This is a genomic window from Bradyrhizobium sp. USDA 3256, assembly GCF_054058275.1.
Map to the genome: position 1 here is coordinate 699,197 of NZ_JBSSAE010000002.1, position 14,692 is coordinate 713,888.

Annotated in this window: 8 protein-coding genes and 1 pseudogene; 5 read left to right on the forward strand and 4 right to left on the reverse strand. The window is 57.1% G+C overall.

Annotated elements, in window-relative coordinates; translation table 11 throughout:
• Window positions 1-1,322: 1,322 nt before the first annotated feature.
• Entirely contained in the window at window positions 1,323-3,635 is a 2,313-nt protein-coding gene (locus ACVWY5_RS05000) for a S9 family peptidase (protein ID WP_028336696.1), read from the forward strand.
• 276 nt (window positions 3,636-3,911) lie between these two features.
• Here the strand turns inward: ACVWY5_RS05000 and ACVWY5_RS05005 are convergent, their stop codons facing one another.
• Complete coding sequence (locus ACVWY5_RS05005; RefSeq protein WP_028336695.1) at window positions 3,912-4,982, reverse strand: cytochrome-c peroxidase; 1,071 nt, start codon at window positions 4,980-4,982, stop codon at window positions 3,912-3,914.
• A 1,366-nt stretch (window positions 4,983-6,348) separates the two neighbouring features.
• Complete coding sequence (locus ACVWY5_RS05010; protein ID WP_321177295.1) at window positions 6,349-6,705, reverse strand: hypothetical protein; 357 nt, start codon at window positions 6,703-6,705, stop codon at window positions 6,349-6,351.
• Between the two features lie 1,026 nt (window positions 6,706-7,731).
• On the opposite strand from ACVWY5_RS05010, the gene ACVWY5_RS05015 reads away from it, so the two are divergent.
• From ACVWY5_RS05015 to ACVWY5_RS05030, 4 genes and pseudogenes are all read left to right on the forward strand, one after another.
• On the forward strand, window positions 7,732-9,369 hold the full coding sequence (locus ACVWY5_RS05015) for a hypothetical protein (RefSeq protein ID WP_051376291.1): 1,638 nt from the start codon (window positions 7,732-7,734) through the stop codon (window positions 9,367-9,369).
• A gap of 150 nt (window positions 9,370-9,519) precedes the next feature.
• A complete protein-coding gene (locus tag ACVWY5_RS05020) occupies window positions 9,520-9,765 on the forward strand; it encodes a hypothetical protein (protein WP_028336693.1) in 246 nt (81 codons plus the stop codon).
• A gap of 448 nt (window positions 9,766-10,213) precedes the next feature.
• The gene (locus tag ACVWY5_RS05025; RefSeq protein ID WP_028336692.1) at window positions 10,214-12,052 is read left to right on the forward strand and encodes an NEL-type E3 ubiquitin ligase domain-containing protein; all 1,839 of its coding nucleotides are present in this window, start codon (window positions 10,214-10,216) and stop codon (window positions 12,050-12,052) included.
• Between the two features lie 198 nt (window positions 12,053-12,250).
• A pseudogene (locus ACVWY5_RS05030) lies at window positions 12,251-12,869 on the forward strand (IS5/IS1182 family transposase); the annotation flags it as partial.
• Window positions 12,870-12,896: 27 nt separating this feature from the next.
• Here the strand turns inward: ACVWY5_RS05030 and ACVWY5_RS05035 are convergent.
• On the reverse strand, window positions 12,897-13,616 hold the full coding sequence (locus ACVWY5_RS05035; RefSeq protein ID WP_028336690.1) for a hypothetical protein: 720 nt from the start codon (window positions 13,614-13,616) through the stop codon (window positions 12,897-12,899).
• 60 nt (window positions 13,617-13,676) lie between these two features.
• Window positions 13,677-14,426, reverse strand: a complete 750-nt coding sequence (locus ACVWY5_RS05040) for a P-loop NTPase family protein (RefSeq protein ID WP_028336689.1) — start codon at window positions 14,424-14,426, stop codon at window positions 13,677-13,679.
• Window positions 14,427-14,692: the final 266 nt, after the last annotated feature.

Consider the following 14,692-nt stretch of genomic DNA (forward strand, 5'->3'; position numbering starts at 1 on the left):
AATCGGATAAGCCTCATTGGGACTCCGAAGATGGTCCGCTGCGGCCGCTTTTTCTCGCGGCAGCTCCTTGTTCCTCACCCAGCAATCTGCGTGCCGGTTAATAGCATGGTGCACGGGGAGGCTTCGAGCTCGTATGGGCCCCCACCCCGCGTGTGAATCGCCCCATCGTGTCGTCGAGTTCCAGACGTCCGCGTCGCGAACCGGCCATGCAGGATGGACGGGATGGAAGCTGAAGATGATACCGTCGGCTCTTGCGGCGAGAATGGGTTGGAGAGGCCACGACCGCGACATTCGCCCCTCATGATTTGTCGTCTGGCTGTTCTGCGCCGACGAAAAGGGGGTGCTCTCATTGGCTGCATTTGGCCACTTAACTAGAAGGTAGTGATCTCCTGGACGGTCCACAGCCTTTGCGATCGCCCTTGCAGTTCTGAGGGCGATGTCTCAATGCGAATTCACAATTGATCTCCTGATCTCATTACCCGCACGCAGGCGTTTTCGTCTGCGAACAATCGCTTGCGCCAACCACTCTCGCGTCCTGATACGCGCGCGTATGAGAGGCTATGACTATCGCCCCGCTGCGCATCAGCGCACCGCAGTTGCCGTATCGAGATTGCGACATCGCAGTCTTGGATGAAGCGGACCCGACGGCACCGGCTAGGGTCATCTCCACTGATGTCGCCACGGGCTTGATCGTCGGCAGCCCGTCAATTGCACCGGACCGCTGGGACGGTCAATAAAATGTCAACGCAGACGAGGTCATCCATCTGATCGGCGGCACTGAGCGCCTAGCGTCGATAGGCGTTGAGATCGGGGCGCGCGATTTGGCGAGGCAGAGCCGTCGGGTATCTGATGAACTGCAGCTACGCCGGCGTTTGTGGCGAAGGAAGAGGCGGGCGTCGCGTTGTTAGCTCTCACGGCGCATTCATTTTGAACACGCGGTGCTCGCTCGCGGACTGGCGTCGTCTGCCTCAGGTGATCGCGCGCAGCATGCGTGTTGTGCTCGGCCCCTGATGCGCGCCTTGTTCAACACCATCGATCTTGTTGCGCTGACGGCATCGTGGTCAAAAAAGCCGCGGGCTTGCGGATCAGTTTGTTGGCATAAATTCTGCTTACCACAAGCGGCGTGCAAGTGATGCGACAATGTCGGCGAATTGTTCGTCAGAGTACCATACGGCTCTGCCTCGAGGCTGATTGCAAGTTTCATGTCGCTTAACCTGCAACAAGGTCAGCCAAATGGCGAATTGCATACCGCGAAGTAATCTCAGATCGGTGTCGGCATGCAAGAGGAGAGGTTGATCATCAAGTACAAAGTTGGTGCCCTAATGCTTGCACTGTTGGTTCAGCAGGAATGCAAAGCTGCGCACGGCCTGGTAGACGAGGTCGTGAATGCGCCGGTTGGACGGTCCGATTACGAGCGTGCGCTCACGATTGAGAGCCGATATAGCCGGCTTACTGTCAATGTTCCCGACGTGCCGTTCTGGCTCGGCGAGGGCGAGGCGTTCGTCTATCGGCGGACGACCCAAGGCAAGCACCAGTTCATGCTGGTTGATGCCGACGAAGGCTCAAAGCAGCCGGCTTTTGATCAAGCCCGCCTCGCGGCGGCGCTGAGCAGGGCGAGCCACAAGAACTATTGGCCCGAGGATCTTCCGTTCGACCGTTTCGAGCTGGCCGACAAGGGTGGCAAGATTACCTTCAATCTCGCGCATACGCATTGGAGTTGCGATCTTGTACGCTATGACTGCACAGGCAATGCCACGCACCCGGGCACCTATCCGCAGAGCCCGTACGACGACACGCCGCTGGCAGAGAACGATCCGAACAAGACAAGCGCGTCACCTGACGGCAAATGGCTGGCCTACATTAGAAACTACAATATCTTCCTGCGCAGCCAGGACGACTTGCAGGACATCCCGTTGACCTGGGACGGGGCTGAGAGTGACTATTATGCTCTCTCGACGCTAAGATGGTCTCCAGCTTCAACTCACCTGGCCGTCTACCGAGTCCGTCCCGGCCACCGACGGGAGGTCCATTACCTCGAATCATCGCCGGCGGACCAGCGTCAGCCCAGACATTCGACCATGGTGTATCCCAAACCGGGCGATACCCTGACGCGACTCCAGCCCGTGCTGTTTGAGGTCAGCAGCCGACGCGCGATCGCAATCGATAATGCAGCGTTCCGAAATCCTTACGGTCTTTCGGCGATCCAGTGGTGGAAGGATGGGCGGGGATTCACTTTCGAATACAATCAGCGTGGGCACCAGCTCTATCGCGTGGTGGAGGTCGACGGCGCCACGGGCCGAGCGCGCTCGCTGATTGATGAGGCAAGCAAGACCTTTGTCGACTACCAGCCATTGGTGATGAACCGTGTTAACACTGGAAAAACGTTCCGCTACGACGTCGATGATGGGAGGGAGATCATCTGGGCCTCGGAGCGTGACGGTTACGAGCACCTCTATCTGTTCAACGGCCGGACAGGCGAACTCAAGAACCAGATCACCAGAGGAGAGTGGGTGGTCCGTGCGGTGTATTGTATCGACCCGATAAAGCGTCAGATCTGGTTTGGCGCCAGCGGCATGAACCCTGGCGAGGATCCCTATTTCGTCCATGCCTATCGCATTGACTTCGATGGAAAAGGACTCACGGCGCTGACGCCTGAGCCAGCCAATCACCATATCGAGTTCTCGCCCAGCGGTCGCTACTATGTCGACCTGTGGTCACGCATCGGCGTTCCGCCCCGTATGGTGTTGTACCGTGTCAGTGATAATGCCGAACTGATGCAGGTTGAGAGCGCCGACATTTCTGAGCTCCTTGCCGCTGGCTGGCAGCCACCGCTCAGCTTCCACGCCAAGGGGCGCGACGGCGATACGGACATATGGGGTGTCATTCACTTGCCGATCAATTTCGATCAGCGCAAAAGGTATCCCGTGGTGGAGCACATCTATGCGGGCCCCACTGGTTCCTTCGTTCCCAAGTCCTTCTCGGCTTCAATCGAGCCGCTCACACAACTCGGTTTTATCGTTGTTCAGATCGATGGAATGGGTACCAACCATCGCTCACGCGCGTTCCACGACATTGCCTGGAAAAATCTGAAGGATGCCGGCTTTCCCGACCGGATCCTATGGCACAAGGCGGCGAGCGCGAAGTATTCCTGGTATGATATATCCAACGTCGGCATTTTTGGCACTTCCGCCGGTGGGCAGAACGCGGTGAGCGCGTTACTTTTCCATCCTGATTTCTATAGGGTCGCGGTCGCGAACAGTGGCTGCTACGATAACCGGCTAGACAAGATCTGGTGGAACGAACAATGGATGGGGTGGCCGGTCGGCATCGAATACTCGCAGTCCTCCGCGATCGACAATGCCGACAAACTACAAGGTAAGCTGCTGCTCATAGTCGGCGAAATGGACCGCAACGTCGATCCGTCCGCCACGTTTCAGCTTGCTGATCGGCTCATCAAGGCGGGAAAATACTTCGATATGCTTTATGTGCCAGGCGCAGATCACGGAACACCGGGCAGTTATACACAGCTCAAGCTCCTGGAGTTCTTCGTCCGTAACATTCTCGAGCAGACACCGCCAAACTGGAACGCGGAATCAATCGAGCTGCCGAAGAGCAAACCAGGCCATGATGGCTGACGATCCATCGAGATCCACGCCCCGGGCCGTAGCGCTCCACGAACACGTTCTCGAAATTGAGGAATGCTCGTTGCCTCGAGAGGCGGACGGGCTCAGGCAAGTATTTGCTTCTGTGGCAGAAGCCGAGGAGCCAGCCGGAGGAACTCAGAGCCGGAGTGTTGGACTGCAAGCTCGAGTCTGAAACGGTGCATTCTGACTTGGCTGCGGAAAGCTTGAGTCCCCGCGCCATTTCCCTCTTCGCAGTTGACGAGTGCTTGGCACCGTTAGGTGACAGTCCTATTTGTCCATAGAGGGCTTTGGCGTTGTATCGGTACGCGTGGGCAATATCGGATAATCAATCTTAGGCAGCTGGCCGGTAAGCGAATTTAGAAACGCGACGATGTCGTCTTTTTCTGTATCGTTGAGCTTCGCTCCGAGTTGTATCTCACTCATCACGCCAACAGCTTGCTTGAGGCTCCAAACTTGGCCCGAATGGAAGTAGGGAGGACGCAATGCGACGTTGCGCAACGGCGCGGAGCGGAAAACATACTCGTCGCTGGGCAGCTTGGTGACGGCGAAGCGGCCCTTGTCGTCCCTCGGCAGCAGGCTTGCGGTTGGCCGTTCCATCACGCCGAACGGGAAGTAATCCTGGCCACCGACGTTGATACCATTGTGGCAGGATGAGCATCCCTTTTCTATGAATAGCTTTAATCCTGCTTTCTGCTGAGCACTGAGAGCATACGGATCGCCCTCGAGGTATTGATCGAAAGGAGCGGCGGGCGTGATCAAAGTTGCCTCGAAGGCCTCGATGGCCTTGGCGAAATTGTCAAAGGTAACGGGCGTCGCATCGTTAGGGAATGCCTTGCTGAACATGACGATATAATCCGTCATTGAATTCAATGTGTTGAGAAGGCGAGCGGGCGTCGCGTTCATTTCCGCACTGGCCTGGACTGGGCCTGCAGCCTGCGCCTTGAGGTCAGCCGCGCGCCCATCCCAGAACTGCGCCACATTGAAGACCGCGTTATAGACCGTTGGCGCGCGACGTGAACCTAGCTGCCAGCGATGACCAACCGACTTCGGGCCGGCATCAACTCCACCGGTCCCAAGGTTGTGACATGTATTGCAGCTAATGACCCCGCTCGCCGATAGCCTCGGATCGAAGAACAGGGTCTTGCCGAGTGTGACTTTTTCGTGGGTGATAGGGTTGTCCTTGACCGCAGGAACGATAGAGGGGATCGGCTTGAAAATCTGCCTCGCCGCACTTATCAAATCATCATCGGCGCCTGCCGTTGACGAAGCCAGAATCCCAGCGGCCAGAACACATAACCTGCCTACGGTGTAAAGCTCTCGTACCGCTGATTTCCTCATCCCAGGCTTCGCCCTTGTCATAATTCGTGCGCGAACAGGTGCGGGTCGCCGCTCGCCCGCCTGTCATCGGAATGAGTCCCTACAGTCAAGGACGAATGGCGTCTTTTCGGTATCTCGCCAAGATCTCATCCGGTATCGTTGTTGGTAGCAACCGCTGTGCCAGTTTGGTAGCAACCGCTGTGCCAGTAGAGAAGGTCCGGCTGTTTGATGTGGTCTTCAGTTACAGGAACGGCAGCAGTCGGTCCGAACCCTTGGAATCAACCGATCGTCCCACACGCGACAATCAGCACCCTGAGAAGGCATTCCGGCCCACGATTTTGGCAGGTCGTAAAGCTGTCGGTCCCATGATTTGAGCGCGCAGGCTTGCGACCTAGGTCGGGCGCTTATCAAAACGAGCAGCGTCGACGTAATTCGTCGCGTGTGATCGACGCGATGGAATCATGTGCCCTTGCGAAGCCTTCAACAATGTGTTGGCCCTCGCGTAGCCGGGCAGTTACCGGTCGGCGTTGGGTGATGTCTGACACGCGCTGCCGCCGGTGAAGTGTCTAGTTGTCAAGAAACTCTCCTTATTGTCTCTCGTCAAGATATGGATATGCCCTTCTTGGAGCGCATTGGTAATACGATCAAAGTGCTTGAATCGACCGTAGCGTCAGGTTGTAGGCAATGCGGGACCGACCGCCTTTGCAGAAATGTCATGTTGGGAACTGACGTCGCGAATGTCACAAGACCTAAACACATTAGCTAAAGTGGGCTGCAGTGCGCTGGAATGCAGCCATCCTGTGCTGTGCTGTGCTGTGCTTTGATCTTGACCGCAATGCCTGGCGCGCGATGCAACGATGATTCGGATGTCCCGCAACAACGACACCAAGTCCGCTCCTGCCAATGCGGCGACCTGCTTTGCTAGGCAGACGATACTCGCAAGGGCAAAAAACAATAGTGAAGGGTATGCAGCTTAAGAGAGGTTTGTTGAGGCAAAAGCGACGGACGGGTTGGACTTACCCTGCGCTTTGCCATGTAACCGCCCTTGTTGCGATTGCGATCGCAGCCACAGGATTCGCTCGCGCGCGAGAACGAAGATCAGAAGAGATCTTGACGTCTTGCAGACCAGACGTGATGCGCTTCTGTGACCGATTTACAGGGCGTAGCGACGTGGACGCGGCCATGTTCTGTCTTAGAGACAATTTCAAGGGGTTGCGTGTCGAATGTCGCCGGGTGATGCCAACCGCGGCGGAGAGAAAGAGCGGATCAAGAAAACGAGGTGTCAACAACGTTCCGGTCCTGCATCGAGACTGAGACACCGGAGCAGAAGCGCTTCTTAAGCAGGCCCCCTGATGATTGACCGCGCAGCCACGAGAAGCCGCTCGCATTAGCCGCCGATCGAGCTCCCGACGGAGCCGGTTGATGCCGTTGAGGCGTTCTCAACAAGCGCTTCGGTGGATTCACTTAAACCGATCGGATTGCTTTCGGACGATTTCACTCCAGAACTCAAGACCAGAGGAAATGCGGTCGTCAAGAGCCGTTCGAAGGCGGAAAGCTGTTCAAGGAGGCGCTTCTCAACGGCCGCACTCTCCTCGCGAGGCAATTCCGTCTTAAGCAACCTACGACAGCGCCAGATCTCGTTTCGCACCCATCTGATTTCACTTAACTTATCATCAATCGAAGTCATCACAGATGCAAGTTTACTTGGACATTGGAAGTAGAACCAACGCGTACGCGTCAGCACTGAGACGCTCCATCCGCATTCATGCCGATAGAGTTACGCGTGATAACACGCCATTCGTCGCCATTGCCTGGCGGATGTGGCAAGCGGTTCAATGTATTCAAGACTGTCATCAACACATATCACCTTACGCTGGGCGTGCGACCGTAATTTGCTGCGGATCACCGCGGTTTTTCGGCGCTACGATCGTGTGAGTTGCGTAATTCCTGCCCTCCACAGGGTTGATCGGCGTCGAACTCACAGCAGTAGTTTACGAGGGGGAACGTAGCGATGTTGACTCCAGCAGCGTGGGTACGACCGTCGCGGCTTCATTGCGCTCGCCGTCCCCGGCGGTGATCAGTGTCGCGCTTGCGCCGGACAATCGCAATCGTTTCTCAATGGGCATGTCTACGATTAGGGTTGTCGCGCTCACCAGCATCATGGAAATGGCTAGGCGGCAAGATAAGACGAGCTTACCGCGAGATCCTGCGCGTGCGACTCGATCGAATGAGGCGCAGGAGGGGGCTTGGGACCTCAGGGGGTAAATGTCATTCGAAGTCGTGTCGAACTGAATAAGGGCTGCGATCGTCACCTTGATTGTCGTCTGTGCAAGGTCCACGCCACGATACCCATTTAATAGCTTGAACCCCACGCCGCGTCAGGTTGTAGTCTCGTAAAGACAAGCAGTTCAATATGTTCGGGCAGAGGTGGCTTCCTAATTGCCGATGTTGTCGCTTGCGGGCCATTGGCAAGAAAACAATTGGCATCCATCGGCGCGGGCGATGCCGTGCTGGGCGTTGTCAATCGCCCTGCTACGGCTGGAATCGTGATGTATCATGAGGTAATGGAATGATGCGCGCAGTAGAATGTCGCTGACAAATTCTACAATCGCATTTCTTGCTGTGCAGCGAGGGCTCGCCAAGTGAGCAGCCCGGCTCTCGCAAGCAGGTGCTTCAACTGCAAGGCGGTTAATATTCAGCCGGGAGCGGTGACCGGTCGCATTGAGCTGGTAGCCGCACAAGGTGCTGCGGCGAAAGATCGAAAGGTCCCATGTCTGCTCAAGCCAATCTGACGACGGCGCTAAGCGAGATCGATCGTGCTCGCGACATCGTTGAATTCTCAACCGTGGTGGTTGCTCGGGACAAACAGCTGCGCAAGACGGACCATCCGGTTTTTCTGCAAAAGGCAGCCATTGAGTTTCAATCTAGATTCCTGCCGGGTTTCGAGGAAAGCATCCGTGCCGGGAGATCGTGGGGCTATGCCACGACATGCAATGCGGTGAGCCGAAAGGCCGGAGGTCAGGCGGGCCGGGACGCTTGCGAGAGAATAGCGTCTCGCGTGTCGTTGCTTGACCATGGGTTGATTGGGAAAATTGGAATAAGAGCTCTTTCTATTTTTGCAGCATCATTCGGTCGGCACTCCAATAGAGCGGAATGTCGCAAAGGGGCGATCAGAATAGCTAAGTTTTGTCGTGAGGAAAGCAGGCCGCTTCAAGAATTGAACAATCTGAGCCTGGCGGCGCTGGTAAACGGCTTCAGCAAATGGCCGGAAGAGAAAGAGTTTCGCCAAGCCGCCGTTACAATCGCGGGCGATGTCATTCGGCGCGCGCGCCGTCATCACCAGCTCTCTGACTTTACACAGCAAGGGTTGGTGAGCCTGGTCAACGGATTTAGCAAGTGGCCGGACGAAGCGGCCTCGCGCCAGGCCGCAGCCGCGCTTGCACTTGAAATTCTGCATCGTTCCGGCCCGCTCTGCGAGTTTCCTCAGCAGGGATTGGCCATCCTGGTGAACGGTTTCAGCAAGTGGCCGGAAGAGCTGGCCTGTGGTCAAGTCACGATTGCGATCGCAAGCGAAGTTCTTGAACGGGTCGCCCGGCTTCATGAGTATAGCGAGCAGGATCTAGCAAATTTGGTGAATGGCTTCAGTAAATGGCCAGATGAGGCGGTCTCTCGTCAAGCCACTGTCGCGATCGCAAGTGAGCTCCTGCGCCGTGCTGACCAACTTCCTCATTATAGCCAGCAGGGACTAGCGAATCTGGTGAACGGGTTTTGCAAATGGCCTGACGATGCGACCTGCCGTAAGGCTACAGTCGCGATCGCTGGGGAGGTACTTTGGCGTGCTGATCAGCTCCCCGATCTTACTCAGCAGGGCTTGGCAAACCTGGTGAATGGTTTTAGCAAGTGGCCGGAAGAGCCGGCGTTTCGCCGAGCAGCGGTTTCACTCGCTCGTGAGGTTCTACGCCGTGCCACTCAGCTCTGCGACTTTTCTCAGCAGGGACTCGCGAACTTAGTGAACGGCTTCAGCAATTGGCCGGAGGAACTGCAGTGTGGTCAAGTGACCGTGGTGCTCGCGGGCGAAGTCCTTCGTCGTGCCGGCCGCAAGTCGGGGCTCTCAGACTTCACCGCCCAGGACCTCAGGGGCTTGCTGATCGGTTTTAACAGATGGCCGCAGGAGAGCGCAGCTCGGCAAGCCACGATCGCGATTGTCACGGAGGTCCTTGGCCGCGGTGTCCGGTTCTTTGACTTTACCAAGTCGGAATCGGAGAGTCTGTTGGATGACTTCAGCAGATGGCCGCAAGGCGCAACGGGCCATGAGGCGATAGCGAAGATCATCGGGGAACTGCAACTCATACAAAGTGAAGCTACCCAGCCTCGTACGGGCAAGAAGTGGTCCCACCAAACGAGGTAATCGACCAAAGAAATCTCTTCCTAGCGGTGTTCAACGCACATGATGCGGCGACGTCGCAATGCGACAATCCCACGCAGCGATGCCCTCGTGATGCCGTCGGCGGCGTCTACAGTTCACAGAATTGAGCAAACAATCAGGAGGATGTAGTTCTTGATCCAGGCTGAGGAGGCTGTCGTCGAGCAGATGCTCTCATCGTTGGCGATCAGCTTGTTGCAGAATCGTGTTGCGCCTTCCTACGAACAGGTGATGCACCATTTCGGTTTAGCCTGCGAGAGGGCAGGGTTGATCGCTACGGAAGAGGTGGCAATTCGGATATTAAAGCGCGTCTCACGCGAGATCAACGAGTCGCAATCGGTGCTCGAGTTTATCGGTCGCGGGGCGAATCTACTACATTGAGCTCGAGGCGAAGGACTTCCATCGCATCTGCAGATGCAGCTATCAATCGTTCAACCGAGAAGGCATTCCGGCAAGAGAGGCCGATGGCTAGCCATCCGCCCCTTGTTCCTCGCTCCGAAGCCCGTCAGCTTATCGACAGCTCGGTCTCGTAGCATAAGGTCTTTGCTGGTTGGCTGGCAGGTCCGGCTTCAGATCTGGCGGAACAGATTGGATGGATTCAATCATCAAGCGATACCACCAAGCCTTGGTGCGGGCGCTCTGCGTCCGCCTGCAGCGGACCGGCCGAAAGACCGGCAGGGCGTTTGCGCCAGTCGTGGGTCGTGACCGCGCGATGATCGCCAGCTTTGTATCATCTGCCGATGAGCGCAACAACCATGGTGAGGTCTGACGGCTTAAACGTGCGGCTCCGGACGCATTCGCTTCATTTGGACAGGAATAAACGGCGTCGATGAATACAGAACAACTTGGCTCAGGCTCTCCTTCCGAAACTTCCGATTCGGAAACCTCCGAGCCGGGGTCTCCGGCCACAACGCAGTGGCGCGAAGCCCTGACGGATGCGTTGGCATTCGCCGGTGAGGCATCCAGCCGACAGCACGAGACCTTGGCGGGCTGGGCTGCCGAATACGGGCAGGGGCAACATGAGAATCGCCAACAGGCGGTAAGTCGAACGATGGATTGGCGGCAGACGGGCGACGTCAATGAGGCCCTAGATCTGTCGTCGCTGTCCCTGACCGCCTTGTCTGGACCGATCCTGGCCGGGCTGCGTCGCCTGAACGTCGACGACAATCAACTGAACAGCCTTCCCGCGGACCTTCCGGCTGGTCTCCGGTGGCTCTATGCCAGCAATAATCGGCTGACCAATCTGCCTGAGCTGCCAGCTGGCCTGCGACGGCTATATGTCATCAGCAACGGGCTGACCAACCTGCCGGCACAGTTACCGCCCGGGTTGCGGCGCCTGAACGTCGATAACAATCAGCTGGCCAGTCTGCCTGATCGCCTTCCGGCGACGCTTGAGGAACTGGACGCCAGCGGCAATCGTCTGACCAGTCTGCCCGAGCTTCCAGGTGGGCTCCAGCGCCTGAACGTCGATTACAATCAGTTGACGGCTCTGCCCGAGCCTCTTCCGGCCGGGCTCGAATGGCTCAGCGCTAGCCATAACGAGCTGACCAGTCTGCCCGAAACGATGCCTCCCGAACTGCTATGGCTCGGCGCCAGCAACAACCAGCTAACCAGCGTACCCGACACCTTGCTGACACAGCTAAGCCGTGACTCGAGCGTTGATCTGGAGAATAACCCGCTCCCCGATTGGGTGCAGGCCGGCCTGGCGACAGCGGTACATGCCGCAGGCTATGCAGGTCCGCAGTTTTTTTTCTCGACCGCCGAAGGAGCTGTGGAAGTCGAGCCGCGGTCTCTGCAAGAGGTTATTGCGGACTGGCTCGAGGCCGAGCCATCGGTAATGGCCACCTGGCATCGCTTCGAACAAGAAAGAGGGGCCCCGGAATACGCGCGGTTCCTCGACCGGCTGTCGAGAACAGTGAACTCTAGCGATGAGGGGTTCCGACGGACGGTGGTTAATGATCTGCGGCAGGCCACGACGAACAGCAACTTGCGCAAGCAGTATTTCGACCTGGCCCTTGACGCCAGTGAAACGTGCGAAGATCGGGTCACGTTGACCTGGAACGCCATGCAAAACGCACGCATGATCGAGAACGTCAAGAATGGCGTCTATGATAATGACGGCCGCCTTGCCGTTCTCATCGATCTAGGCCGGGTCATGTTCCGCCTGGACGCGCTGGAGGGGATTGCCCGCGAGAAGGTCAAATCGCTGCAAACCGATGGTCGCATCGGCGATGTCGACGATATCGAGGTCTACCTTGCCTATCAGACGAAGCTGAGGGAGCGCTTGGGACTGGAGCACATCGCTCCAGCTATGCGCTTTTTCGACGTCTCGGAAGTCACTGACGCTGATATCGACAGGGCAGAAACGATCGTGCGGGACAAGGAGGCGACGGAATTCGCCAACTATTTGGCGACGCGCTGGGAGCCTTGGGAGATTGTGGTGAAGCGCATTGCACCGGAAGCCCATAACGTGATGGAGACCCGGCTCCACGAAGCGATGGGGGACGAGTTCAAGCACCGGCTGAATCACCGGCTCGCGGGTCTTCACCTGATCGGCGACGAGGACGCCGAGCGGTTGCTCGGACCCGAGATCTCAAATGAGATCGCCAGCGAGATCAAGGGCGAGCTAATGCGCCAGGTACTTGCTGAGCGCGGCCTCCAGCTGTGAAGCCGCATTCAATTCCAGGGCCCGCTAGTCCGATGCTTCCTATCGGCGGGTGTCATGACGGCGGGGCAATCTGGGTAGGCGGAGCCAGGCAATCAGAGGGTCTTCCGCATACTTTGTGCCGCATGAGCGATCAGGATTAGATAGGTTGTCCGGTCGTTCTCAAGCAGCCAAGAGCGCGCGACGACGCATGCGGGTGGCGCCAAGCACATTTGTGTGCTGTTGCACCAGAGCTATCTACGCCTCGCTAAGCGCGCAGCCATCATGACGACCGCTATACTCACGCTCATCAGTTCAAGCGCGCCCGGTGCCAGCCAAGCTCCTTCGGACACGGCTTGGCCGGATCATTCGTGATATCCGCCGCAAGATCGGTGACGATACAATGCTGGAAGCTCGCTTCGGCCAACTGCTCCGGTTTAGCGCAGCGGGGGAGGGGGGGGGCGCAGCCAGGATCAGCATCAGCGCGGTCCAAGATCTAAGCGTTACATGCGCCGGAGGTCGAGCGCAACGGCAAGGGCAAAGCCGGCGCTCCTTACGAGTTCGGCTGCAGGGTCAGTATCGGCACCCCTTGACGTCTCCGAAGGGCAGAGAGTTCCTGCTCCTTGCCAAAGCATTGCATGGCAATCTCTTCGACGGGCACACGCTCGGCCTTGTCATTGCCTACATGGAGAAGCTCACCCGCGTGGAGCCTTGCCGCATCCACGCGACAAAGAGGCGCCATGGTCACAACCACCCGCATCGGCTCAGGGTCTGGATCTCGGGCCAGGTCCGCCGCGTCACCGCTTCCATCCGTCGCGAGATGAAGCGTCGCGCGGCTATCCATCGAAATAGATGGCGAGTCGGAACTTCAAGTTACCCTTGTTCGCCGTAGGCTCTCGATATTCGTCGCCCGGGATCGATAAGGCCCCCGCAGCATTACGTTCGATTCCAGATCGCGAAACATGGTATAATTTCGTCGGATCCACTGATGCAGCTCGGAGGACCAGTCCTTCTCGTTGCGCAGATATCCGGTAAAGGAAAAGCTAAGTCGGTCTATATATCTCTTTAGAAACAGGGGCAGCGCGGGAATTCGAAGCACCCGCTCTGTATCCATTGCTTCAGGCAATCCTCCGCACAGCACGAATTCATTGTGGACGGTGACCAGCGACGCCGCAGGAACCTGCCGCCGCAGCATTTCATAGCCACGAAAGGAGATGCGGTCAGCGCCCGCAACGAAGAGGATGATAGGCGCGACACGGCAGCGCGCAGCCTCTTTCATAAAGCCGATCTCCTCGCACATCTTGAAAAATTCATCGAAGGCGTGGAAGCCGAGGTCGATCACCTTGGCTACCCGATCGTGAATGATCAGCGGGTCCATCAGCTGCATCTTGCCATAAGTATCGATCACATCTGCGGTCTCCGTGATGTTGGGGAGGTAATCGAGCAATGACGGCTCCTTCAGATTGACATCGAAGGAGAGCGCCGTGCCATTCTTCAGCAGCAAGTACTCGCTCACGAGGCGAGCGAGGAGAGTTTTGCCGACCTGCGGGCTAGGAGAGCAGATGATGTAGATGGGTGTCGCTAACATAGCCAGCAGATCAATCTCGCGTCGTGCTTGGGCTCAACCCGTCGTTCGTTGATAATGCGACTACTTCTCGGCACTCCGGGCCGCTGACTTGGCGCCGGCCAATTCCGTCAAGTTGATTCGATCAAATTCGCTCCAGACATTAGCCAACCAGTGCCGTACATAGCCGCGCAGCACGAAGGAGTTGTTCGCCGGCTCATCGTTCCGCCCCTTGTTTGCAACGAAGTCTACGAATGGGACAGAAGCGACTTCGACCTGCTCATAGGCCATCTCGTTGAGCTTCGGTATGGTCAATTCGGTCGCATGCTTGATGCGATGAAAATAGGAATTGTAGGTCGACTGGTCCCACTGGAAGAACTGAGTGTCGTTGATGAAGTTCTTGACCAGATAATACTTTGCGCCTTCCATGAAGGTCGCAGTCTCGGCGATTTCGTCCAGCGAAGCGATGGATGATCCCAGGATATGGAATACGGCAAAGGTGATCCGGCCGGACCGCGCCGAATCCAAAAAGCCGATGTCGCGCAAGGAGGTCAACGCTGTGGATAGTAAGCCGGCGCGAGCGTCGATGACAGTGACGGACAGCCCTGAGTTCAGGGTATCGAAGATCTTCATCTGGTCCGCAGTCGTCGTCATATCGACGATTTCCGTGATTGCGGGATAGAAGCGCTTCAGCGTTCCTCGCGGCGACTCCGTGTCGAATGCGCGTGTTTGCACGTTATTGACATTAAAGTAGTCCAGAAGCGTTCGTGACACGGTCGTCTTGCCGACACCTCCCTTGTCTGCACCCACCACAATCACAACTGGCTTCACCATAGAATTCTCCTGAGACACACTCGCTATTGCCGTGCGCGAAGTGCGCAAACGGCGAGTCTCTGCTTTGGGTGTGAACATGGCAGAAAGAAGGGGCAATTGAATCTTCGATGCGGGAGCGGCGCAACTGATGAGTTTTGGCAACGTCGAGCCATCAGAGCTTTTTGATTGCAACGGCGATGCAGTCGAGAACAGTAGCTAATCGCCCGTGGTCGTGCTTCACGTGAGGTTCGTGAAGAGCTGAAAGAGCAATTCGTCAAGAGCCGCTG

Excerpts from the sequence above, each read along its gene's own strand:
- ACVWY5_RS05015 (WP_051376291.1), top strand. The coding sequence starts at position 7,732 with ATGTCTGCTCAAGCCAATCTGACGACGGCGCTAAGCGAGATCGATCGT.
- ACVWY5_RS05005 (WP_028336695.1), bottom strand. The coding sequence starts at position 4,982 with ATGAGGAAATCAGCGGTACGAGAGCTTTACACCGTAGGCAGGTTATGT.
- ACVWY5_RS05025 (WP_028336692.1), top strand. The coding sequence starts at position 10,214 with ATGAATACAGAACAACTTGGCTCAGGCTCTCCTTCCGAAACTTCCGAT.
- ACVWY5_RS05000 (WP_028336696.1), top strand. The coding sequence starts at position 1,323 with ATGCTTGCACTGTTGGTTCAGCAGGAATGCAAAGCTGCGCACGGCCTG.
- ACVWY5_RS05035 (WP_028336690.1), bottom strand. The coding sequence starts at position 13,616 with ATGTTAGCGACACCCATCTACATCATCTGCTCTCCTAGCCCGCAGGTC.
- ACVWY5_RS05040 (WP_028336689.1), bottom strand. The coding sequence starts at position 14,426 with ATGGTGAAGCCAGTTGTGATTGTGGTGGGTGCAGACAAGGGAGGTGTC.